The sequence below is a fragment of the Micromonospora craterilacus genome (assembly GCF_003236315.1).
Lineage (GTDB): Bacteria > Actinomycetota > Actinomycetes > Mycobacteriales > Micromonosporaceae > Micromonospora > Micromonospora craterilacus.
Genome location: NZ_POTY01000003.1, coordinates 1 through 24,921 on the forward strand (window position 1 = coordinate 1; position 24,921 = coordinate 24,921).

The window sequence follows — 24,921 nt, forward strand, 5'->3', positions numbered from 1 at the left end:
GGGCTTCGAGGCTGTGCCCGAGCAGCGGGAGCCAGCCTGCTCGGTAGGCGTCCCGGCATGCTTGGCGGCGTACCTTGCCGCTGCTGGTTTTCGGGACGGCACCGCGGCGAGCCAGCGCGACGGCGTGTACGTGCAGGCCGTGGCGTGCGGCGATGGCCTGTCTGATGGCGGCCGCAACCGCGGTGGTCTCTTCCTCGCTGAGGTTCTCCGCGTTGACCTCGTGCACGATCACCAGCTGTTCGTCGGTGTCGTCGGCTGGGTCGTCGGAGAAGGCGGCGCCGCAGGACGGGCGCAGGGCCGGGTGGCTTGACTGGACGGTCCATTCCAGATCGGTGGGGTGATGGTTCTGGCCCCGGACGATGATCAGGTCCTTGCGCCGACCGACGACGTAGAGCTCGCCGTCGACCAGCGCGCCGAGGTCGCCGGTGCGCAGGTGGGTGCCGGGCGGTCCGTCGGCGCGGGTCGCACCGAAGGTGGCGGCGGTGGCCGCCGGGTCCTGCCAGTAGCCGGCGGCGACACCGGGACCGCGAATCCAGATCTCTCCCACGGTGCCGTCGGCGACCGCCCGGCGATTCTCCGGGTCGACCACTGTGACGGTGGTGTCGGCCACCGGACGGCCGCTGCTGGCGGCCCGGCGGCTGTCGGCGGCGCCGGTGGCCGGGATCAGCCGGCCGGCACGTACCTGGGCCGCGTCGACGTCGAGGATGCGCGGAGGTGCGTTGCGGGGCGCTCCGGCAACGATCAGCGTGGCCTCGGCAAGGCCGTAGCAGGCGAAGAACGCCTCGGCGGAGAAGCCGGAGACGGCGAAGGCCGCGGTGAAACGGCGCATGGTCGTTTCCCGGACGACTTCGGCTCCGTTGTAGGCGCCCCGCCAGCAGGACAGGTCGAGCCGCCGCCGCGACGCGTCGTCGGTCCGGCTGACGCACAGCTCGTAGGCGAAGTTGGGGCCGCCGGCGACGGCCGCGCGGTACCGGTCGATCGCTTTCAGCCACCGGATCGGGCGGGCCAGGAAGGCCGCCGGGGGCATCAGGACCGACAGGGCCCCGAGGTAGAGCGGCTGCAGCGCGTTGGCGATCATCCCCATGTCGTGGAACAGCGGCAGCCAGCCCACGAAGGTGGAGTCCTCGTCGTTGATCAGCGATGACGCGATCGCCCGCTCGTTGGCCATGATGTTGCCGTGCGTCACCATGACGCCCTGCGGTTGCCGGGTCGAGCCGGAGGTGTACTGCAGGAACGCGAGTGCCTCCGAGTGCAGTTCAGGCCGGCGCCAGCCGTCGGCGGCGGCAACCGGTACCTCGGTCACATCGAGGTGGATGCCGGGCTGCCCGGTGCCGTCGTCGACTGGGTGTGGCCGGGGGGCGAGGAGGAACCGGGGTCGGGCGTCGCGGGCGATCCAGCCGAGCCGGTCCGCGCCTGGCCGGGTGGTCGGTGCGTCGCAGGGTACGGCGATGACGCCGGCGTAGAGACAGCCGAGGAAGGCGGCCATGTAGTCGAGGCCCGCCTCGGCCGGGTAGGCGACCAGTGCCCGTGGCGGCGTGCCCGCCGCGTCCTGGCCCGCGGCCAGGTGCTGCAGCGTGGCCGCGACGGCGCGGGCCCGCGCGTCGATGTCGGCGAAGGTGAGGCGTTCCGTCTCCTCCTCGCCGTCGGGCAGCAGGCAGTAGGCGGGCCGGTGGGGCTGCGCGGTGGCGCGGTGGCGCAGGACGTCCACGAGGGTCGGCAGGCCGTACGGCGGGGCCGGCGGTGGGAGACTCACCGCCGCTCACCCGCTCGTCAGCACGGTGGCCGGCGGGTTGGCCACGGCGCGGGCCCGGTCCACGGCCTCGGCGAACGAGGTGACGGTGCTGGCGTCGAAGATGGTCCGCACCGGCAGGTGCAGGCCGAAGACCTTGTTGGTGCGGGTGACCACCTGCATTGCGCGCAGTGACTCGCCTCCCAGGTCGAAGAAGTCGTCGTCGGCGCCGACGGCGTCCACGCCCAGTACCTGTTCCCACACCGCGGCTATCACCTGCTCGGTGTCGGTACGCGGGGCCGACGGCGCGGTCGCCCGGGCGGCGGTGCGGTCGACGGCGGGCAGGGCGCTGCGGTCGACCTTGCCGGTGCCGGTCAACGGCAGTGCGTCGAGCCGGACGATGGTGGCGGGCACCATGTACTTCGGCAGCCGGTCCCGCAGGTACTGCTGCAGGCCGGCGGCGTCGGGCGGGTCCATCGAGGTCACCGCGACGTAGGCGACCAGGGCCAGTTCCCCGCCGCCGTCGGCGCGCGCCACCACCACCGCGCGGGTGACTGCGGGGTGGATGTCGAGCACACCTTCGATCTCGCCGAGCTCGACCCGGAAACCGCGGATCTTCACCTGGTGGTCGGTGCGGCCGAGGAACTCCAGTTGGCCGTCCGTCGTGTGCCGGACCAGGTCCCCGGTGCGGTACATGCGCGCGCCGGGCTGGGCCGCGAAGGGATCGGGGAGAAAGCGGGCGGCGGTGCGGCCGGGCCTGCCGAGGTAGCCTCGGGCGACGCCGGCGCCGCCGAGGAGGAGTTCGGCTGGCACCCCGATCGGTACCGGCTGACCGTGGGCATTGAGCGCGTACGCCCGGACTCCGGCCACGGGCTGACCGATCGGCAGTTGGCTGCGGTACGGGATCGGCTCACCTGTCCAGGCGGTCGCCCAGACGGTGGCCTCGGTCGGCCCGTACTCGTTGACGAGCCGCGCGGCCGGCGCCACCCGCCGGGCCGCCGCGTGCAGGTCCTTCGTACTGGCCTCGCCGGCCGCGATCATCACCTGCAGGGTGGACAGCTGCCCTGGTTCGGCCTGCTCGAGGAGGGTGGACAACAGCGACGGCACGGCGAGGGTGTGGGTGATGTTCTCCTCGGCGAGGTGGCGCAGCAGGCGGGCGGGTTCGAGCTGACTGCCCTCGGTGGGCAGGTACACCGCCCCGCCCGTGCACAGCGGCCAGAACAGCCCGGCGATCGAGCTGTCGAAGACCAACGATGAGACGAGGAGGAACTTCGCCGGCGCCTGCCGGTACCACTGGGTGCGGGCCAGGGTCGAGTTGACCAGGCTGCGGTGGGTCACGCCGACGTGTTTCGGGGCGCCCGTGGATCCCGAGGTGGAGATCACGTAGGCGAGGTTGTCGGCTGCGGTCGGGACACCGGTGACGGCGGTGGGCCGGCTCGGCGGTTCCACGAACGGAGGCCGGTCGCGCAGCGCGAGCACGGGCGCGGTGGTGATCCGGTGCAATTGGCCGGGTTCGGTGAGGACGACGACCGGTCGGAGTTGGCCGGCGATGCTGTTGAGCCGTTCGTCGGGATGGTTCGGGTCCATCGGGAGGTAGGCGGCACCGGATCGCAGGACCGCCAGTACCGCCACGATTGTCGGGACGCTGCGGCCGGCGAGCAGGCCGACCAGGCGCTCCGGGCCGGCGCCGTGCTCCTGCAGGGTCCGCGCGAGCCCTCCGGCCCGGCGGGTCAGTTCGGCGTAGGTGAGGGTGCCGGTGGGCGCGCTGACCGCGACCGCGTCGGGGGTGGCCCGGGCCTGCGCCCAGATGAGGTCGGGCAGCCGCGCGTCGCCCCCCAGGGCGGGCCCACCGTTGGCGAACTCATCGAGTACGCGGGTCAGCTCCGGTTCGGACAGCAGGGCGGTGCGGTGGTATGCCGCCTCGGGTTCGCTGACCATGGCTGTCAGGACCCGCTGGTAGTCCTTCGCCATCTGGTCCATCAGCTCGGCGTCGAACTGGAGGTTGTCGTACTCGATGCGGATCTCGAGCTGTCCGTTGTCCCGGTTCAGCCGGAAGATGGCGCAGAACGGGAAGGTCGATTCGCCGTACAGCTCGGTCGCGACGTGCTCGATGCCGCGGGCCCGCCACCGGTCCAGTTCCCGGAAGACGTGGTAGTCGGTGAAGAAGAAGAGCGTCTCGGCCAGCGGCTCGTTGCCCTGGTGCCGCTTCAGCTCGGCCATCGGCAGCCGCCGGTACGGCAGGGAGCGTTGCTCGCTGGCCAGCGTATCGGCGATCAGGTCCAGCCAGGTGCCGCCGGTCATGGCGACCCGCACCGCGAGGCTGTTGACGAACAGGCCGATCGCGGTGCTTCCGTCAGCCTGCTCGGGGCGCCCGTTCGTGACGGTGTAGGTGAGGGTGTCCGGCTGCCCGTGGTAGTGGTTCATCACGGCCAGGTGACCGGCGAGCAGGACGCTCTTGAGCGGTACGGCGTGATCCAGGGCGAGCCGCTTGAGTCGGTCGGACAGGTCGGTGGAGATCGGCACCGCGATCCGGACGATTTCCCGGGCGCCCTTGTCGGCGGTGGGTGCGGCGTTCAGCCGGGGCAGCCGCATCAGGGTGGCGTCGCGCAGGTACTCCGACCAGAAGGTGATGTTCTCGGGGCGGCGCAGCGCCTCGATCTCGAGTGCGACGGCGTCACGCATGGACGAGCGCGGCGGCGCTGGGGTCCACGACTCGCCGAAGGTGATTGAGAAGTAGTGCCCGAACAATTCGGTCACCATCAGCGCCTCGCTCCAGCCGTCCACGATTTCGTGGTGGAAGCCGTAGGTGAACTGGAACGTCGCGTCGTCGAGCCGCTGCACCATGAACCGGATGAGCGGATACTCCTCGAGTTCGAAGCCGCGCTGCTTCTCGCTGTCCACCCACGCCTCGATGTGTCGTTGCTGTTCGTCGGGGGTGCGGCCGCGTAGGTCGGCGTAGGAGAGCGGGTCGGGGAAGCCTCGGTGCACGAGCTGCAGGGGGCGGCTGAACGTGGTCTGGTCGAACGAGGTCCGCAGCATCGGGTGCCGCTCGACCAGTTGCCGGATCACCGAACGCAGCGCGTCCACGTCCAGCGGCGCCGTGAGCCGTACCGAGGCGATGGCGTGGTAGACGGCGGACTTCGCTGCGAAGTCCCGGTGGAAGATCATGCCTTCCTGTAGGAGGTTGAGCGGGAAGGCGTCCTCGACGTCGGCGGGCATCAGCGCCCGGTCTTCGGCGGAGACGAGGCTGAACGGGGCGGTCGCCGGCTCGGCGACCATCGGCTGCCCGGTCACTTCCTGGGCGAGGGCCCGGACGGTCGGCCAGCGGTGCAGGTCGGCGACCGTGACCGCGACGCCGCGGGCCTGGGCCCGGCTGGCCACCATCACGCTGCGGATCGAGTCGCCGCCGATGGTGAAGTAGTTGTCGTCGACGCCGACCCGGTCCCGGCGCAGCACCGCGGCGATCGCCCCGGCGAGGATCTCCTCGGTTTCGGTGCGCGGCGCCAGGTACGGCGTGCTCGCTTCGGGGTCGACCGTCGCCTGTGCCGCGAGTGCCGCCCGGTCGAGCTTCCCGTTGGCCGTCAGTGGCAGCTGGGCGACAGTGCGGACGTCGGCCGGGACGAGGTACTCCGGCAGCCGCTGCCGGCAGTAGGCGACGAGGTCGGCCGAGGACGGTGCGGCAGCCGGCGCGACAACGACGTACGCGACGAGATGATTGCGGCTCGGCTCGCCCGGCGCGGACCCGGCGGCGACCGCGGCCTGCACCACCTGAGGGTGTCCGGCCAGCACGGTCTCCACCTCGCCGGGTTCGATCCGGTAGCCGCGCACCTTCAGTTGATCGTCCGTGCGGCCGAGGAAGATGAGCTCGCCTGCGGCGTCACGGCGGGCGTGGTCCCCGGTGCGGTAGGCACGTGCGGTCGGGTCGGCCGGATCGGTGACGAACCGCCGCCGGGTGAGCTCCGGCCGATTCAGGTAGCCGTCGGCGACACCGGCGCCGGCGATGACGATCTCCCCGACCGCACCGTCCGGAACCGGAGCGCCGAATCGGTCGAGCAGGTGGATCCGGGTGCCCGCGATCGGGTCGCCGAGCGGCACCGGGCCGGATGCCGGCGTGTCCGGGTGAATCTGGTACGCGCACGATCCGACCACGGTCTCCGTAGGCCCGTACTCGTTGACGATGGTGATGCCGGCGGGTTGGGCCCGCAGGTCCGCCAGTTGCTCGCCACGCAGCGGCTCGCCACCCAGAACCAGGGTGCGCACCTGCGTGGCCAACCGCGCCGCCGGGATGACCGCCAGCAGCGCGTCCAGTTGGGACGGGGTGAGCTTGAGCAGGGTGACGTCGGGTTCGTCGCGCAGCACCGCGACGAGTCCGGCCAGGCCCGGTCCGTCCGGGACCAGTCTGCACCGCTGCCCGACGAGCAGCGGTCCGAGTAGCGCGGTGAGGGTCAGGTCGAATCCGGCGGAGGTGTGCACGACGGTGCCGCCGCCGTCGCCGAGCCGGTACGCCCGCGCCGCCCAGCCCAGGTAGTTGAGCAGGCCGTGGTGGGTGACCGGCACACCGTTGGGCACCCCGGTGGAGCCCGAGGTGTACATCACGTAGGCGATGTCGCTGCCGCGGCCGACGGCGAGCTCCGCCCCGACCTGCTCCGGAACGGGCGCGGTCAGGTCGAGTCGTACCGGGTGCACCTGCGGTGGCAGGTCCTCGGTGGCGGTGCCGGGACCGAGGACCGCGAGCCGGGCCTCGACGTCCGCTGCGATAAACCGCACCCGTTGCGCCGGCTCGGCGAGGTCGACCGGCACGTACGCCGCGCCAGTCTTGGTCACGGCGAGCAGCGCGACGACGAGTTCCGCGCCGCGAGCGGCCCGGACCAGCACCCGTTGCCCGGCGCCCGCGCCGGCGGCCGCCAACCGCACGGCGAGCGCCGTGGCCGTTTCCTCCAGCCGCTCGTACGTCAACTGGTGGACACCGTCGTCGACGGCGACGGCGAGCGGTGTCCGGGCGGCCTGACTGGCGAACGCGTCGTGCAGGGTCGCCGGGCCGGTCGGCACGGTTGTCGGGCCGGACCGGCCGGTGCGCAGCCGCTGTGCCTCGCCGGGCAGCAGCAGGCTGACCGCGTCCACAGCCGGGGCGTCCTGGCCCACCAGCCGGTCCAGAACGACCCGGAACCGGTCGAGCAGCGTGGCCGCCGCCGGCGGTGGCAGCCGCTCGGAGTCGTAACCGAGGTGGACCCGCACACCGTCGGGTGCCAGGGTGAGCCGCAGCGCGACCGGTGCGCCGACGCAGCCGATGGCGGCCAGTGGCGGTGGCGGGTCGTCAACGGTGCGGTCCGCTGTACCGCCGTCGAGCTGGTCGACGTGGTGGACCCACTCGAACACCGGTGCCCGCCGTGCCGGCGGCGTTGCCGCCGGCTGGAGATCGTCGACGTGTTCGGCGGCATCCAGCAGGATCCGGTGTACCTGGGCCACCGCGTCGGGCCAGCTGGTGCCCGCAGCGAACCGGCAGACCACCGGTGCCTGCCGGGCGTACGGTCCGACCGCCCGGCGTAGCTCCGGGGCCGCCCGGGCGGGCAGCAGCACGTCGCAGAGCACGTCCCGTTCGCCGGCGATCCGCCAGAGCAGGACGGCCCAGGCGGTCGCGGCGACGGCACCGGGGGTGGTGGTCGTCGCGGTGGCGACGGATCGTATGGCGGCCCATGTTGCGGGGGAAAGAGTTCGGCTGTCGACCTGCCACGGTCCGGTCACGACGGTGTCGGCGAGCAGACCCTGCAACGCCACGGCAATGGCCGGGTCGCGGTGCGGTTCCCAGTACGCCCGCCGTGTCGTGCCCTGCGCATCGGCGAGCAGGTCGTGGTGCCAGGCGGCGAAGTCGGCGTACTGGACGGCCACCTCGGAAAGCGGGCGGCCCTGGTATGCCGCGACGATCTCGGCGGCGACGATGCGCAGGGATTCGTCGTCGGTGACCGCGGCATGCCCGGTCAGGACGAGCACCGGCGATTCGGGGCAGTGGACCAGGGTGATCCGGGCGGCAGGCCCGTGTTCGAGGTCGATCTGGTCTCGTTCGGCGGCGAGAATTCGCCACAGTGGGTCACCGTCGTCCGCGCTTCCCGCCGGCGGGGCGTCAACCCGATCCACCACCGCGTCGAGTCCGTGGTCGGCTTCGTCGATGACCTGGACGGGAACCTGGTGTTCGGTCGCGGACCGCACTCGGGTCCGCAGGGCCTCGTGCCGGTGTCGGACCTGGCGCACCGCCGCCGCGAGCCGGTCCGGATCACATCCAACACCCGATGTGGCGGCAGGAAGCGGGTACGCCGCCTGTACCCAGGCCGCCGGCAGCTGGTGCGTCTGCCGTTGCACCGGCGAGACCCGGAACCCGGCGATATCGGCTTCCTCCACGGCGGGTTCCCTTTCGCGTCGGTCGGGCGCCGGCTCGCTGATGTGCCGGCCGGGTCAGATCCAGTCGGGGCCGATCCGGCTGCAGGAACTGAGGTGGTCGCACTGGTCGCTGGCGACGATCTGCGCGACGGCGAGCACGTCACGCAGCCGGGGGTCGGCGATCCGGTACACGCCTCGGCGGGACACCCGGTCGACTTCGACGAACCGGCACCAGCGCAGGCAGGCGAGATGGTTCGACACACGGCTCTGCGGCACGTTCAGGATGCTGACAAGTTCGCTGACGCTGCGTTCCCCGTCGAGCAGGAGCCGCAGGATGGCCAGCCGGGTCGGGTCGGACAGCACCCGGAAGAAGCGGGCATCGGCGACGGCGGTCTCGACCGGCGACTGGGTGGTGGTGGTATCCGTTTTGGCTCCGCTGGCAGGAGCTGGCGTCATGGCGCGATCCTAAAACAGGATGTCCTGATACGACAGAGCCGAATCGACGGCGGTTCATCCGTCGCCGGCCGGCGACGGCTGCCCGCCGATGCGGTGGACGGTGACCCCCGGCCGGTCGGTCACGACGTGCCAGGGGTCGACCACCACGGAGCCCGCCGCGAAGGGGTACCCGGTGAACTCGGGTTCCGGGCAGCCGATGAAGTAGGCGCGGGCGGCGGCGGCAGGCGGCCGGCCGATCAGATCCGCAGGCGTGGCGACGACCTCGGCCGTGGCGCCCGCGAAGTGGAGCATGGTCACCATGAGCGCCGAGGAGCTGCCGGTCTGCAGGTCCGTGCCCGGTTTGAAGGCGGTGCCCAACACCGTCATCGGGAGGGGGCCGGCGTACTCGGCGAATCGCCGGGCCAGCCACTCCACGTACGCCTGCCGGGTCCGCAGGACGCCGGTGAACAGGTCGGCCTCGCCGCCGTGCGCCCGGAACAGCCAGGAGAGCGCGATGTTGTCCCGCGGATGGCAGGGCCCGCCGTCGCCCATGCCTGGGCTGAGGTATGCCGCGCTGGTCAGGCGTTGGTCCCCGCTGCGGATGATCCGCAGGACGTCCCCGGCGTCCGCGCCGGTCTCGTGCGCCATCCACTGGACCAGGTTGGCGACGGTCACCTTGGCGCTGACGAACGTGTTGTAGACGACCTTGGCGAGTTCGGCGGTCTCGTACGAGACCTCGAACAGCGGTGCGTCGGCGAGGCTGGCGAGCACCGTCGACACGGTGCCGTGGCGGTAGGTTGCCGGGGCGCCGATCATGGTGAACTCCGGCCGGCTCAGGTCCTGCGCGACGCGTCCCATGCCGACGAACTGTGGACAGTAGAGGATCGGGTGCGCGGTGGCGACCGGCAGGATCTGTGCGCGGATGGTCCCGGGCAGCACGGTGGACATCACGCCGATCTCGATCGGCCCGGGCGCGTGGGCGGCCACGTCGCTGACGGCACGCCGCAGCGCGGTGTAGTCGAAGTCCGCTCGGGAGTCCGGCAGCGGGGTGATGCCCTCGTACATTGGGCGATGCGGTGTCTCCACCACCACGAAGACGCAGTCCGCTGCGGACAAAAGCTCGGGTAGCGGTGCGAACCGCAGGGGTACGGTGTCGTCCACCAAGTCGACGAGGGTGCCCTCACCGTCCGGTCCGCGTTCGTACCGGGACAGCGCGGCGGTGCGCATCCGGGCGTCGTCCCGGTCGTATCCGATGACCTGGTAGCCCCGTAGGGCGAGCGCCGCTGCGACCGGTAGACCGAGCTTGCCGAGCCCAACGACGCCGATCGTTACCGCCATAGCGTGCAACTTGACCATGGGTGCGGTTGCCGCACAAGGCCCGCATCAGGTTTCCCTGATGGATGAACATCGGCCCGAGTCGGACAGTGATACATCTGGCTTCCCGGATGTTACGGTACCGGCGTGCGGGTGCGACCGACGCCACCGCCGGCCCGCCGGCCGGGCACAGTCGCCTGCCTGACCGTCGGCGACATCGGCAAGGCCGTCGCCTACTACGAGCAGTTCTTCGGCTTCCGGGCCCGCCTCGTCGAGTCCGCCGCCGCCTGGTTGACCGGCCACGGCACAACGCTGCGGCTCCGCCTCGGACCGCCGACGACCGCCGGAGCCGACGACCGCCCGGACCCGGACGCGGTGCTGTACGTAGGCCAGCCCGAGGTGCTGCGGCGGCGACTCGACGACTGGGGCGCGCACCTGACCAGCGGCACCACCCTGGGCGAGCAGTGGCGGGGCTACTACGCGGTGCGCGACTGCTACGGGAACCTGCTGGCTTTCGGAGCGACCGGCGCGCCGGCGGCGCTGCTGCGACCGCTTTACGAAGCCGGCGACGGCGCGCGGCGCTGGCTCGGACGGCAGATCGGCGACCGCGACCAGCGCCGGGAGTCGCGCCGGCTACGGGACTTCCACCAGCGGCACCAGATCCCCCAGGGCGCGTACTACCTGCACGTCACCACCGGGCTGCTGCACTGGCTGCTCGCCTGCGAACGACGCCTTCCCCCCGAGCTGCCCGTGGTGGTGGTCGGCTCCGGACTGACCGCGCAGGAGTCGGACTGGCTCGCACGCCAGCTGCCACGACCGTTCCACCACATAGCTGCACGCCGGGACGACGCCGGCGTCCTGGAACTCGTCTTCGCCGCCGCCACCGGCGACTTCGGCTGGATCGAGCCGGGCTGCCTGGTGCTCGACCACCGGGTGCTCACCGACCTCGCGGCACCCGCGGACGGCGTCGCCCTGCGGTGCGCCTGGTCGTACGACGCCGGGCTCGGGGCTCCGCTGGCCGCACCCTACCTGCTGTTCTTCGACGCCGACGCGATCCGTCAGGTGCGAGCAGCGGTCCCCGGCATCTCCCCTGGCATCTACGCCTACGACCGGTTCAACCGGCAGGTCGACGGCGAGCGGTGGTACACCCGCACCCCGAGCCGCCAGCAACGGCGACGGTTGGCGGCGGTGGCGCCCCGGGCGGCCGACGGGCGCCCGGCGACCCCGCTCGGCACGTCCTTCTACGACACCACCGTGCTGTACCAGCTGGCCGCGCGGACCTGCGGGTGGTCGGTACGCCCGGTGCGGTCGCTGCGCGCCAACAACCACGTCCGGGGCGACGCCGTGCAGGACGACGCCTCCGACGAGCTGGTCTACATCGGCGCGCTCGGCTACGCGGACCCGCTGGAGGAGTTCAGCGGCTTCTTCCACGACGGTGCGGTACGGCAGCGCTACCTGTTCGCCGAGTACGTCACCTTGCAGCCGGTGGCGGACCAGCTGCCGGACAGTTACCGGGCGCGCCTGGCGGCGGTTGTCGAAGCGATGGCCGCACAGGGCCTTCGTCCGGACGACGCCCACGCCGCGGTCCGCGACTACCTGTGCACCGTGCTCGGACTCTCCGCTGCGGCCACCGCTTCGGTGCTGCAGGCCGACAACTCGGGGCCGACAGTTCAGGAGGCGTTAGTTGAGTGACGTTCAGGTGAGGCTGACCATCGTGGCCGACGGGTTGCCCTCGACGGCGGACACGTTCGAGGTCGGTCTGCAGGCCGGGAAGGACCGGCTGCTGGCCGGGACCCCGACCGACGACGGTGGCCTGCGGTACGAGTGTGAGGTGGCTGCCACGAGCCGGCCGGACGGCTCGACGGGATTCCGCGGCGAGTGTGTGCACGGGCCGACGGCCGAGCGTTTCCTCTACCTCAGCGTACGGGCTCCCGGTGGCGACAGCTGGTATCGACGCATCAAGATCATGCTGCCGCGGGGTCCCGACCTCGGCACCGGCCGGCTGACCATCCGGGTACGCGACGAGGGCCGGGCTCGGGCCGCCGTCGTCACCGACTGGACGCCGGCCTGAACCGCCCACGACCATGATCGTCGTCGGCGTCTCCGCGCTCTACCACGACGCTGCGTGCGCGGTCCTGGTCGACGGCGAACTGGTCGCCGCCGCCCAGGAGGAACGGTTCACCCGGAGACGCTACGAGCCGGCGATGCCCGCCCAGGCGATGCGGGCCTGCCTGCGCCAGGGCGGACTGACGATCGCCGACGTCGACCGGATCGCGTACTACGAGAGCCCGGCCGCCCGGCTCAGCCGTCAACTCTGGCAGGGCCTGCCGGATCTGCCGTCCGCCGCGCCGCACTGGTTCGGCCGCCTCGACGCGGATCGGCCGTACCGTGAGATCCGCGAGCTGCTCGGTTACGACGGACCGGTCATGTCGGTGACCCACCACGAGGCCCACGCGGCAAGCGCCTTCTACTGCTCGGGTTTTGCCGAGTCGGCGCTGCTCACGGCCGACGCGGTCGGCGAATGGACCACGACCAGCTACGGTCGGGGCGGCCCGGAGGGCATCGAACTGTTCGAGGAGGTGTCGTTTCCCCACTCGTTGGGCCTGCTCTACAGCGCGGTTACCAGCTACCTGGGGTTCGACGTCAACAGTGACGAATACAAGGTGATGGGGCTGGCGCCGTACGGGCGACCGACCCTCGTCGGCCGGGTCGAAACGCTCGTCGAGAACCTCGCCGGCGGCCAGTTCCGCCTCGACCAGAGCTGCTTCGACTTCTCCACCCCGGACCGGATGTACCGGGATGCGTTGGCGCAGCGGATCGGCGCGCCGCCGAGAGCCAGGGACGAGCCCGTGACCCAGTTCCACCGGGACCTCGCCCGCAGCGTGCAACACGTGCTGGAGGAGATCCTGCTGGACAAGGTCCGCTATCTGTCGCGGCAGACCGGCAGCGACAACCTCAGCTACGCAGGCGGGGTAGCCCTCAACTGCGTCGCCAACGCCCGGATCCGCCGCGACGGTCCGTTCACCGCGCACTTCATCCAGCCCGCCGCGGGCGACGCCGGCGGCGCGATCGGTGCCGCCGCGATCGTGCACCATCGGGAGACCGGCACCTACACCCGCCGGCGGCTGTCGGACGCCCGGCTCGGTCCCGCCTACGACACCGGTGAGCTGCAACGGGCGCTGGACCTCGCCGGCGTGCCCTACCTCAGCTACCGCGGCCGGGAGGGCGACCTGGTCGCGGACGTGGCGGCAATGATCGCCGCCGGCAAGGTCGTCGGCTGGTACCAGGGCCGGATGGAGTTCGGGCCACGCGCCCTGGGCGCCCGGTCGATCCTCGCCGACCCGCGCGGTCGCGACACCCGCGATCACCTCAACGCCCTCGTCAAACAGCGCGAGGCGTTCCGCCCCTTCGCACCGGCTGTCGCCGCCGAAAGGGCCCGGGACTTCTTCGACCTCGATGTCGCCTCGCCGTTCATGCTCGACGTCGCCCAGGTACGCGATCCCGACGCGCTTCCGGCGGTGACCCACGTGGACGGCTCCGCCCGCCTGCAGACCGTCGACGCCGCCGTGAACCGCCGCTTCCACGCGCTGCTCACCGCGTTCGGGGCGCTGACCGGATACCCGATCCTGCTCAACACCTCTTTCAACCTGCGCGGCGAACCGATCGTCTGCACACCGGCCGACGCCCTCGCGGGTCTGGTCCGCTGCCGGCTGGACGCCCTCGCCGTCGAGGACATCGTGCTGCGACGCGCCGACCTGCCCCCCGATTGGCACGACATCGTCGATGACGTCGCGCCGGTCCGCCCGGGCGGCATCCCCACCGACGTCTACAGCTTCGTCTAGGTGGTCGACATGACCGGTGATCGGCGACTGCGCGCCGCGTTGGAGCAGCTCGCCCAGTTGCTCGCGGACAGCCGGGGAACGGTGGTGTTGACCGACCTGCAGCACGCCGCGCGGCGGCGGGACGACGCCCGACACCTCGCGCCGACCGCGAGCGACGACACGATCGGGCCGTGGCGGATCGCGCCGAGCCCGGACGGGGTGGCGCTGCTCCGTCGACCCGACCAGCCGGACCTTGCCCACGCCGACTGGTCGCCGGTCACCGACATTCCCGGTGCCGGAGCGGCCCGGCGGGTGGTCCTGCTCGGCGAGTCGGCCGCCCGTGGCTGGCCGCACGGCCCCGGCTTCACCCCGGCCGGCGTGCTCGCCGGCCAGCTGGCCCGGGCCGGCGACTACCAGTGCGTGGACCTGTCCAAGACCGGGGCCGACGGCCACGACCTCTGCCACGTCGCCGAACGTGTCGCGGCACTCCAACCGGATGTGATCGTGTCGTTCGCCGGCAACAACTGGGCCCTGCCACCGCCCGGCCTGACGGCGGCCGGTCCGGCCACCACGGAGCGCCCCGACGGCCTCGATCTGCACCACGAGCTCGCCGACGCGCTCGCCGCCGGCGGCTACCCCGGCCTGCGGCGGGCATTCCAGTCGGCCGTGGTGCTGCCGCCGGCGCGCCGCTATCTCGACCTGCTCGCCGCTGCCCGGCAGAACTGCGGCGCGGAGATCATCATCGTGGTGCCCGAGTTCAACCTGCGGGGCTGGACGCCACCGGCGGACATCGAGACCACCGCCCTGCCTGCGTCCGCCCTGCGGCAGTGGTACGCGTTGCGGGCCGAGGCGCAGCACGCACTCACCGACAACCGCCCGCAGGAGGTGCCGGCGCTGGCCCGGCGCATGGCGCAGCTGGACGGCGGCTGCAGCCCGATCCCCGGGCATCTGCTCGGCCTCGCCGCCACCCGGCTCGGCGACGGCGCACTGGCCCGCCAGGGCTTCGAGCAGTCCCGCGACGCGGTGTGCGGCCTGCTCGTCCGGTACACCCCCCGGGCGGTCCGCGCCGTACAGGATCTTCTGGTGTCCTATGCGGACGCCCACGGCTGGCCGTGCGTCGACCTGCGGAAGGTGCTCGCCGCAGCGGACCTGCCCGACCTGCCCGACGAGTCCAACTTCCACGACTACTGCCACCTGTCCGACACCGGCATCGAACGGGCTATGGCGGCGGTCACGGACGCGATCTGCCGCCGGCCGCCGGGCTCGACCCGTCCCGGTGCCGGGCTGCCCGACCCCGAACCACGTGGCTTCGTCCTGGCACGGGCCGCCGCCCACCTGGCGTACCAGGGACAGCCGGCCGACGCCGTCCGGGCCCGGCTCGCTGCGGCGCTGCGGCTGGCGCCGTCCGTACGGCCGCTGCTCGCGGACACCCGGGACGTGCTCGCCGCACCGAAGCCGGCCTGGACGCACCCGGCCGTTACCCGGCTGGCGGGAGACGCACAGGTCTGGCCGTTCATCGCCGCCCTGGCGGCGCAACCCGCCCTGTCCCCGGAGCTGTGGACCCTTCGATCCTGCCTCGACGACCTGCTGGCCGACGACGAGCCGGAGCGCGCACCGGCATCCGACGCCGGCCGACACCCGGCACGCCAGGAGATCGACCTCGTCGCCGCACCGCACCCCGACGGTCATCCGCTCCCGAACTGGGCTGCTCCCCGGGCCCATCACCACGCGACCGCTCGACGCTCGGTTTTCGGCTTCGCGGTCGACGCACCGGTCGACGGCATCCTGTCGATCGCCTACCGCATGCCGACCGGCTCCGGCTCGACGGCCGAGGTGTACTGCGGACCGACCCGGTTGGGCGACCTGCCACCGTCCCCGGTGTGGGCCTCGACCCGGTTGGCGGTCCCCACGGACGCGCTGCGTCCCGGAGTCAACTGGATCACGGTGATCTGGCCGCCCGAATGCCGGGATCCGACCGGCCAGGTGGAGCGCGACGCGGAGGCGCTGGGCTGCGGCAGGCCCGCGTACGTGCTGCCACTGTTCGGCGAGGTCCACGAGGCCCGGCTGCTCCTGTCCGCCGGCAGGGGCCAGTAACGGTCAGATCAACACGTCGTCGTCGCCCGCCAGATTGTCCTCCGGCTCCGGTCGCTGCGCACCATCGAGGCGGGCGGCCAGGGTGCGGATCGTCGGGGCGCCGAAGAACTGCGCGACGGGCAGCGTCACCCCGGTCGCCTCGCGGACGCGGGCAAGCATCCGGAGCGCCACAAGGGAGTCGCCACCCAGCTCGTCGAAGAAGTGGTCGTCGATTCCCAGCCGGTCGAACCCCAGCAGCTCGCTCCACAGGTCAGCGAGGACCTGCTCGGTCCGCGTCTCCGGCGCCGGATGCCGGTCCGGCTGTTCCGGACCTCGGCGCGCACCCGGTACCGGAACCATCGTCTCCAAGAGCGCGACATGCGCCTGTGGGGTGTACGCGGCGTGCACGGCGAGGAGTTCGTCGAGCGGCTGGGTAGAGATGATCACTGTCGGGGCGGGGCGGTGCGTGAGCACCCGGCGGAAGATTTCCGTTCCTTCCGCCGCGGTGATGCCGTGCAGGATGTCGCTGTCGGGTCGCAGTGCCGTCGGCGAGGACGGGGCGTAGCGGCCGGCGAGCCGGCGCTGCGCCGCCGCCCACATGCCGGCCTCCAACCAGTCGGTCCAGGCCACGGCGAGCACGCCGGGCGGTGCTGTCGGGTCGTCGGCGCGGTGTGCGGCGTAGGCGTTGAGGAACTCGTGGCCGGCGAGGTAGCCGACCTCGCCGAACTTCAGGTGGTGCAGCACGGTGCCGATCGAGGAGCTGAGGAGGACGAACTCGGGGCGTTGGTCGCCGAGCGCCGCGACGAGCGAGAGGGTGCCCTCGATCTTGGCGGCCGCCGCGGTCACCGTGTCGTCCCTGGTGCGACGTTGGATCATGCCGCCGAAGTCGGGTACGCCGGCCGCGTGGATCACGCCGGTGATCGGGCCGTGCCGGGTCACCACCCGCTCGACGACGCTGCGCATGCCGGCCCGGTCGGTCACGTCGACCTGGGCGATGTCGACCTGTCCCCCGGCTTCCTGCATCCGCCGCAGGCGGCGGATCGACAGCGCCGTCGGGTCGTCCTCGGGATGCGCCCGGAGCCACGCCGTCCATTCCTCGGGTGCCGGGAACCGCTCGCGTCGGGTCAGGACGACGGTCGCGGGCAGCGATGCGAGCGAGGCGGCCAGGCTGAGACCGATACCGCCGAGCCCACCGACCACGAGGTACACGCCGCCGGGTCGCAGTGCGTCGCCGAACCGGTCGGGTTCGGGCAGGCGGGCCGGCTCGAACCCGGGTAGCCACCGGCGTCCCCCACGGTAGGCGACCGCTGGCCGGGACTGGTCGGCGACGAGTTCGCCGACCACGTGCCGGGCGTCCCGATCCGGGTCGCCGCCTTCGGGCAGGTCGATGCTGTCGCATCGGACCCATGGCAGCTCACGCGGCACGACCTTGGTGACCGCGTACACGGTGGCCTGGCCGGGGTTGGCGAGGTCACCCCCGACAACGTCCTGCGCGGCGCGGGTGACGACCGACAGCCGCACGGCTCCGGCCGCCGTTTCGCCGAGACCACGGGCGATCGCCAGCAGGTGGTGCAGCCCGTACTCCTGGTCCCGGAGGCTGGTCTCCGCCGCCGGCCCGACCGGCAGGTCCGCCAGCCAGGCATGCACCACCAGATCGGGGCGGACCGAGGCGAGGATCCGCCGCACGGCCTCGTCGTCACCAGGCTCGACGGACACGTCCCCATGGTTCGCCGCCGGGCTCGACGGGGTCGAGCGCCCGGGGGTGGGCCGGACCACGGTGACCTGGCAGCCACGCGCGCTGAGTTCCTCGCCGACCCGGTCGCCGAGCGGACCGGCGGCGAACAGTAGACAGGTCCCCGGTACGGCCGATCTGGCCGGCATCGGCGCCCGCCGCCAGGTCGGCGTGTAGCACCAGTCCGCCATGTCGGGCTGCCGGGCGGGCAGGGCGGCCGGGAGCCCGGTCGGCGGGCTTTGGTGTTCCCCGGCGACGGCTTGCACCAGGATCAACGCGGCGTCGCCGCGGTCGCCGCCGGCGGCTGCCTCGGGCAGGACGACGCCGCGGTGACCGGGGAGTGCGTTCACGGCGGTACGCCAACCGTCATGGTCCAGCAGCGGTGTGCGGTCGCGCAGCCGGTCGGCGAACGACCACCACCCCTCGGACAGGCCCCACACCATGGACAGCCACCGGTGGGTCGCGGTGGTCTCGACCAACCCCAGCACCCCGCCGGGTGCCAGCAGCCGGGTCAGCCGTCGAAGCGTGTCCGGCACGTCCGGGGTGGCGTGCACCACGTCGAGGCCCACGACCAGGTCGTAGCCGCCGGACGGGTAGCCCTGGGCGACGTGGTCCCGGGTGACGTCGAACAGCCCGACGCGTATCGGCGCACGGCCGCGCTCCGCCTCCCGGCGCAGGTGCGCGACGAACATCGGTGAGATGTCGGTGGCCTGATAGTCGGCCCGGCTGCCGAGCGCGGTGACGAGCTGCCGGGTGAGCCGCCCCGCACCGGCGCCGACCTCTAGCACCCGCATTGGGCGTTCGTGGCCTGCGGTGAGGTGGTCGGTGAGCCGGGTCAGAGCCTGGATCTGTCGGTCGACGTCGTCGGCCGGCCGCTGGTCGCCGGCCTGGCCGAGTACCCGCTGCAGGAAGTCACCGCGTCCCTCGGGGTAGAGGACGGCGAGCGCCGCGCCGGGTTCCCGAAGGGCGTCACGGTAGTGGCGTACGCAGTGCCGCACCAGTTCGACGACTCCGCGGTACGCGGGGAACCCGGCGACGAGACGCTGGGCGAGCAGGTCCGGGTCCGGGTCGGCCGCCCGCTCGGCGAACACCACCTCGTCACCCGCACGGACCAGGACGGCGTCCTCGGCCAGAATGTCCAGCAGGTAGCTGACCAGGCGGCGGTAGGCGGGCAGGGGTCGCAACCGGGCGTCGAGGTCGGCGAGCCGGTGCCGGGCACCCGCGGCGGTGTCCACTCCCGTCTCGGTGAGGAATCGCAGTGCCAGTGCCGCGCAGAGCTGGTCACATGCCGCAGCGGCCGTCGCGATGTCCGGATCGGCGGCGCCGTGCGGACGCGACAGCTGGTCGAGGCTCTCGGTGTGGGCGGTGATGTCGACGACCGCCGGCTCGACCCGTTGCCCGCCGGGCTGGTCCGCCCCGGCCGGAGGCTCGATCCAGATGCGGCGCCGGCGCAGCGGGCGAGCGGGGAGTGGACGGCGGGCCGGTGGTGCGGGTCGCAGTAGCGCCGGTCGGTCCACGTTGACGCCGGCGGTCCACAGCCGTGCCGCCGTGGTCGCCAGCGACGCCCGTACCGCCCGGGTGTCGCCCTCCGGCCCGGAGGGTGGCAGCACGCTGTGCACGACGTGCGCCGGCGTACGGTGCGGGTGCCGCAGCGCCAGCGCGCCCAGCGCCGCGCCCGGGCCGACCTCCACGAGCACCGCGTCGTCGAGTCGCAGCGCCTGCCCCAGCGCGGCGTCGAACCGGACCGGCTCCCGCAACTGCCGTACCCAGTAGTCGATGTTGCTCAGGTCGTCCGCCGATGCTGGTCCGCCAGCTATTCCGGAGATCACCGTGATTCCGGCGGCCCGGCGGGTCGTGAGGGCCACCTCCTTGCGGTAGTCCGCGAGGATGCCGTCCACCGCGGGCGAGTGGTACGCCCGGTTGACGGGTAGGCGGTGGGTGGTGACGCCCGCTCGCCGCAGCCGATTGGCCAGCGCCGTCACGGCCGCCACCGGACCGGAGACCACGCACTGGTCCGCGGCGTTGACGGCGGTGACCGTCAGGCCCTGTCCGGGCAGATCGTGGAGGCGGCTGGGGGAACTGGCGACCGCCAGCATCGCGCCGGGCGGCAGCTGCGCCGACAGTCGGCCACGGGCCGACACGAGACGCAGCGCCTCCGGCAGATCGAACACGCCGGCGACGGTGGCTGCGGCGTACTCACCCAGGCTGTGTCCGAGCACGAGGGACGGCTCGATCCCCCAGCCGCGCAACGTCTGCGCGAGCGCGTACTCGACCGCGAACAGCGCGGGCTGCGCGATGGTCGGATCGTCGCCGCCCGCACCTCTCAACGCGGCCCACAGGTCGACGCCGCATGGCAGCAGGGCGGCGGCGCACGTACGCAGGTGGTGGGCGAGGGCCGGTTCGTCCTCGGCCAGGTCGGCGAGAGCCGCCGGCAGGGCGCCCTGGCCGGGAAACAGGAACACCACGGGCCGGTCGGAGATCGCGACCGCCTCGGTCCGCCGGTCAGGCAGCAGCTGACGCAGGTCGCGGTTCGGTGGGGCGGTGTCGAGCGCCGCGGCGGTGGCGTCGGCGGTCTCGGCGACGACCGCGGCGCGGTGCGTGTAGGCGCGCTGCCCGGCCGCGGTGATCGTCAGTTGCGCCAGCGCGGTGCGCTCTGGTGGCGGGTAGTCGGGCTGGCGTAGCCGCGCGGCGACTCGTCCCCGCGCCTCGGCGAGGGCATCGGCGTCGCAGGCGGACAGCAGCAACGGTTGCCAGCGCCGCCGTGCTGGCTCCGCAGCCGGTGTCGGGGCCTGCTGCACGACGAGGTGGGCGTTGGTGCCGCCGATCCCAAAGGCACTCACCCCTGCCCGGCGAGGCCCGTCGGGCTGCCGCCAGGCGGTGGTGGTGGGGTTCAAGCGGAACGGGGTCTCCGCCAGCCCGAGGCTGCGGTTGGCCGGCAGGCAGTGCAGGCTGGCCGGCAGGAGCCCGTGCTCGACCGCCAGAATCGTCTTGATCAGACCGGCCACGCCGGCTGCCGCGTCGAGGTGTCCGATGTTCGGCTTGACCGAGCCTATGGCGCAGTACTGGCGTCGGCCGGTGGTTTCCCGGAAGGCTCTGGTGAGGGCTCTGATCTCGACGGCGTCGCCGAGCGGTGTGCCGGTGCCGTGCGCCTCGACGTACCCGATGGCGTCGGCGGCGAGGCCGGCGACGGCCTGGGCCTCCGCGATGACGGCGGTCTGTCCGTCGGCCCCGGGTGCCGTGTAGCCGGACTTCGCCGCGCCGTCGTTGTTCACCGCCGACCCGACGACGAGGGCGTGGACGTGGTCACCGTCGCGGCGGGCGTCGGAGAGCCGTTTGAGCAGGACGACACCGGCACCGCTACCACCCACCGTGCCGGCCGCGTCGGCGCCGAAGGCACGGCACCGGCCGTCCGGGGAGTAGATGCCGTCCTCCCGGTAGACGTAGCCCTGGCGGGCCGGGACCTGGAGCGACACGCCACCGGCCAGCGCGAGGTCGCATTCCCCGGCCTGCAGTGCCTGCACGGCGAGGTGCACCGCGACCAGGGAGGACGAACAGGCGGTCCCCACCGCGATGCTGGGCCCGGTGAGGCCGAGCTTGTAGGAGACCGTCGACGGCAGGAAGTCCTTGTCGTTGTGGATCAGCAGCGGGAAGCCACCGACCTGGTCGAGCAGCCGACCGTGCGGTAGCAGGTTCCGGATCAGGTACGCGCTGAGTCCGGCGCTGAGGTACACCCCGACCGGGCGGTCGAGGGTGGCGGGGTCGTATCCCGCCGTGTCGAACGCATCCCACGCCACCTCGAGGCAGATCCGGTGCTGTGGGTCCATGAGCTCGGCTTCCCGGGGCGTGAATCCGAAGAACTCGGCGTCGAAGAGGTCGTCACCCTCGAGCACCCCTTCGGCACCGACGAATCGCGGGTCGCGGGCACGTCGCGGTTCGGTCCCACGCGCGATCGCGTCGTCCGGTGTCCACCTGGTGATGCTCTCGATGCCGGCGCAGAGGTTCGCCCAGTAGGTGCCGATGTCGGGTGCTCCCGGAAACCGGCCGGCCATGGAGACCACCGCCACCGGTTCGGCGCCGGCCGGGTCGTCAGCGGCCGGTCGGCTCGGCGTCGTCGTCATCGGCTTCACCTCCGCGACGTCTGAGGGCGGCCCGGCGTGCGGCCGCGCGGGCCCGTCCCCGGCCGGCGGCAGCGTCGGACGGCCGGTGAGCGGGTGCGGCGTTGCCGGCGGCGGCATGCTCGGTGCGGCCCGATCCTTGCAGCCGGTCCGCGAGCGCGGCGATGGTCGGCCACTGCAACAGGTCGACCACCTGCAGGTCGCCGTCGATCGCGGCGCGCAACTGACCGTAAAGCTTGAGCAGCAGCAGGGAGTTGCCCCCGAGGTCGAAGAAGCCGTCGTGCACGCCGACGTCCGGCCGGTCCAGGACGGAGCACCAGACGCGGGCGATGGTCCGCTCCAACTCGGAACGGGGCGGCACGGCGGTGGTTCGGGCGGGTGCGACGCCGGCGGCGTGCTCGGCGAGCCGGCGCCGATCCAGTTTGCCGTTGTCCGTGCGGGGCAGCCGGTCCAGGGTCGACCAGGCGGTCGGGGTCATCACCGGGGGCAGCCGTTGCCGCAGGTAGGCCGCCAGCTCGCCAGGTTCGGGCGGCACGGGACCGGGGACGGTGAACGCAACGAGCCGCTCGTGTGGCGCGGCGGTGTGCACCACCGCGACGTCTCGGACCGCCGGGTGGTCGCGCAGGACTCGCTCGATCTCCTCGAGTTCGATCCGCACACCCCGCACCTTGATCTGACGGTCCAGCCGGCCGAGGAACCAGATCGTGCCGGTCCTCCCACGCCGCGCCAGGTCACCGGTCCGGTACAGCCGGTCCCCCGTCGCCGGCCCGAGGTGGTCCGGCACGAACAGCTCGGCGGTGAGCGCGGGACGGTGCAGGTAACCCCGGGCCAGCGGCGGGCCACCGACGAGCAGGGTGCCGCGCATGCCGTCGGGCACCGGATGTCCGTCGGTGTCGACAAGCCAGATCCGCGCCCCGGCGACCTCACTTCCGATCGCGGGGGGCCCGTCGCCGTCGCCCACCATGCCGCTGGTGACGTACGTGGTCGCCTCGGACGGTCCGTAGAGGTTGCGGACGGTCAGGTCCGGCAGGTGGTGACGCAGCCGGGAGACGAGCTCACGGGGCAACGGCTCGCCGGCCAGGTTGGCGCACCGGAGCCCGGCCGGCAGCGCGTCGGCGTCGATGAGTGCGTCGAGCACCGAGGGCACCGTGTTAACCAGGGTTGCCTGCGGGGCGGCCGGGTGCGGCGGGAGTGCCTGCGGGCGGTCGACCAGGATAACCGCGCCACCGGCAACGAGCGGGGCGAACAGTTCGAAGATCGACAGGTCGAAGCCGACGGAGGTGAGGGCAACGAGGCCGGCGAGCGCGTCGCGGCCGAACTCCCCCGTCGCCCAGCGCAGGAAGTTGACGGCTCCTGCCTGGGTGATCGCCACACCTTTGGGTAGGCCGGTGGAGCCGGAGGTGAACAGGACGTACGCCAGGTTGGCCGGGTCGGTCGGCACCCGCGGCCGGCGGCGCGGCCGACCGCGCGCGACGGTGTCGCCGGCGTCGATGAGCAGGGTCGGACCGCGGTGACCGGCCTGCGCCGCCAGTGCGGTGGTGGTGACCAACAGCGTCGCCCGGGCCTGCGTCAGCATCAGCCGTATCCGGTGAGCCGGCAGGTCGGGATCCAGCGGCAGGAAGGCGGCACCGGCTTTGACCACGGCAAGAAGGGTGGCGAGGAGGTCCGGGGTGCGTGGCAGGTACACCCCGACCACCTGCTCCGGTGCGATGCCACGAGCCCGCAGCTCGTGTGCGAGCTGGTTCGCGCGGCGATCGAGGGCGGCATAGGTCACCTGTTCGTGGTGACCGTAGACGGCGACGGAGTCGGGTTGCCGGTCGGCTGTCTGTTCGACGAGGCGGGCGAGGCCGTCTGGCGCGCCGCTGGACTCGATCCGTCGGCGGTACGGCGCGGCCGTGCTTCCGGACACCGCGAGGGCCCCGATCGGGCGCTGCGGATCGGCCATGCCCGCCCGCAGCAACTCGCCGACGTGCTGGGCAAAGGTTTCCAGCGTGTCGGCGCGGCACTCGGCCGCGTCGGCTTCGAAGGTCAGTGCCACCCGGTCGGCCGTGGCGGTGACGGTGAGGCTGAGGTGGTATTTCGCGGCCGGGGTCGGCGGTGGCAGCGACGTGGTGACCACGCCGGGCAGCCGGGGTGCGGACGGTTCGGTCTGGTAGGTGAGCAGCACCTGGAACAGCGGGGTGTGCCGTGGCGATCGTGGTGGGCCGACCACGTCGACGATGGTCTCGAAGGGGGTGTGCCGGTGCTCCACGGCGTCCAGCAGCGTGTCGCGGCACTGGCGGACGAGAGCGTCGAGAGTGGTGGCGGGGGTGGGTCGCAGGCGTAGCGGCAGCGGGTTGAGCCGGAGCCCGATGTGGGCCAGGTCGGTAGGGGTTTCGCGGAGGCTGACCGGGGTGCCGATGACAAGGTCGTGGTGGCCGGTGTAGCGGTGGATCGTGGCCGCGAGCCCGGCCAGCAGGGCCATGGCCATGGTGGCGGATCGGTGGCGGGCGAAGCGGCGGAGGTGGTCCACCTCGTCGGAGCCGAGGATGGTGGTGTACGTGACAGCGGCCGGTGTCCGGGGCCGGCCGGTGGGTGCGGCGTCGGGTGGCCAGATCGAGACGGGAGTCGGCGGGCCGGACATCTGCCGCCGCCAGAACGTGAGATCGTCCGCCGGTCGGTCATGGTCGTCCGGCGGGTGGACCGGCGCGTCGTCGTCAGTGTCGGAGCCACCCCGGCCGCGGTCCTCCAGTGTTGCGGGCGGGGGTCGTCCCGCGGCCAGTGCGGCGCTCAGTGAGGTCAGGTCGGCGCTGAGAGGGGCCAGGCTCGCCCCGTCGAACACGATGTGATGTGTCGAGAAGACCAGGACATGCTCGTCGCGGCGGACGCGCAGCAGGGTCCAGCGGGTGACCGGGCCGGCGGCGAGGTCGATCGGGCGGCGGGCGATGCCCCGCACGACGGCGGGAACCTGCGCGGCGGGCAGTTCGACCAGTGCCATCGGATCAATCGCTCGGCGGTCTACCCGTCGCCACAACTCGCCGTCGCGCTCGACGTAGCGGGAGCGCAGTGCCGGGTGCTTGCGCATCAGGGCGACGACCGTCAGACGGAGGGTCGCCAGGTTGAGCAACCCGTCGATGCGGATCGGCAGGCACACGTGGTATGCCGGGTCGTCCGGGGCGATCCGGTGCAGCAGCCAGAGCCGCCGTTCGGCCGGCGTGACGGCGAGGTCGTCGGGATCGTCCGGCCGGTACGGCGATCCACCCACGCGGCGCTCCTGACGGCTTCAACCACGAAGAATCCGGTAAACCGGTTTTCGTCGATGTTAGACACGCGGCGAGTGGCGGGACAAGG

The 24,921-nt window shown here is 72.6% G+C and carries 10 protein-coding genes; 4 read left to right on the forward strand and 6 right to left on the reverse strand.

What is annotated here, in order from left to right:
• The 4 genes from C1I95_RS00935 to C1I95_RS00950 all read right to left on the reverse strand — a co-directional run.
• Nucleotides 1-1,753: fatty acyl-AMP ligase (locus C1I95_RS00935; RefSeq protein ID WP_111211816.1), on the reverse strand; the 1,753-nt coding region annotated here is incomplete at its 3' end.
• A 6-nt stretch (nucleotides 1,754-1,759) separates the two neighbouring features.
• Nucleotides 1,760-8,122 (reverse strand): non-ribosomal peptide synthetase, encoded by a 6,363-nt coding sequence (locus tag C1I95_RS00940; RefSeq protein WP_111211817.1) that lies wholly within the window; start codon nucleotides 8,120-8,122, stop codon nucleotides 1,760-1,762.
• A 54-nt stretch (nucleotides 8,123-8,176) separates the two neighbouring features.
• On the reverse strand, nucleotides 8,177-8,557 hold the full coding sequence (locus C1I95_RS00945) for an ArsR/SmtB family transcription factor (protein ID WP_111211818.1): 381 nt from the start codon (nucleotides 8,555-8,557) through the stop codon (nucleotides 8,177-8,179).
• 54 nt (nucleotides 8,558-8,611) lie between these two features.
• A complete protein-coding gene (locus C1I95_RS00950) occupies nucleotides 8,612-9,874 on the reverse strand; it encodes an NAD(P)-binding domain-containing protein (protein WP_158566232.1) in 1,263 nt (420 codons plus the stop codon).
• A 123-nt stretch (nucleotides 9,875-9,997) separates the two neighbouring features.
• Between C1I95_RS00950 and C1I95_RS00955 the strand changes: the two genes are divergently transcribed.
• Genes C1I95_RS00955 through C1I95_RS00970 form a run of 4 tightly spaced genes read left to right on the forward strand, consistent with a single transcriptional unit; the run spans nucleotide 9,998 to nucleotide 15,765 of the window.
• Nucleotides 9,998-11,542 (forward strand): VOC family protein, encoded by a 1,545-nt coding sequence (locus C1I95_RS00955; RefSeq protein ID WP_111211820.1) that lies wholly within the window; start codon nucleotides 9,998-10,000, stop codon nucleotides 11,540-11,542.
• Nucleotides 11,535-11,921, forward strand: coding sequence for a DUF5990 family protein (locus C1I95_RS00960; RefSeq protein WP_146605603.1), 387 nt, complete (start codon nucleotides 11,535-11,537; stop codon nucleotides 11,919-11,921). The genes C1I95_RS00955 and C1I95_RS00960 overlap by 8 nt, the downstream gene beginning before the upstream one ends.
• A 13-nt stretch (nucleotides 11,922-11,934) precedes the next feature.
• Nucleotides 11,935-13,692: a carbamoyltransferase family protein gene (locus C1I95_RS00965; protein ID WP_111211822.1), complete on the forward strand. Its 1,758-nt coding sequence runs from the start codon at nucleotides 11,935-11,937 to the stop codon at nucleotides 13,690-13,692.
• Between the two features lie 9 nt (nucleotides 13,693-13,701).
• On the forward strand, nucleotides 13,702-15,765 hold the full coding sequence (locus C1I95_RS00970; protein ID WP_146605604.1) for a hypothetical protein: 2,064 nt from the start codon (nucleotides 13,702-13,704) through the stop codon (nucleotides 15,763-15,765).
• A 3-nt stretch (nucleotides 15,766-15,768) separates the two neighbouring features.
• On the opposite strand, the gene C1I95_RS00975 is transcribed toward C1I95_RS00970, so the two are convergent.
• Together C1I95_RS00975 and C1I95_RS00980 are read right to left on the reverse strand one after the other, a co-directional pair.
• Nucleotides 15,769-21,594: a type I polyketide synthase gene (locus tag C1I95_RS00975; protein WP_158566234.1), complete on the reverse strand. Its 5,826-nt coding sequence runs from the start codon at nucleotides 21,592-21,594 to the stop codon at nucleotides 15,769-15,771.
• On the reverse strand, nucleotides 21,563-24,835 hold the full coding sequence (locus tag C1I95_RS00980) for a non-ribosomal peptide synthetase (RefSeq protein WP_111211825.1): 3,273 nt from the start codon (nucleotides 24,833-24,835) through the stop codon (nucleotides 21,563-21,565). Before C1I95_RS00980 ends, C1I95_RS00975 begins: the two co-directional genes overlap by 32 nt.
• Between the last annotated feature and the right edge of the window lie 86 nt (nucleotides 24,836-24,921).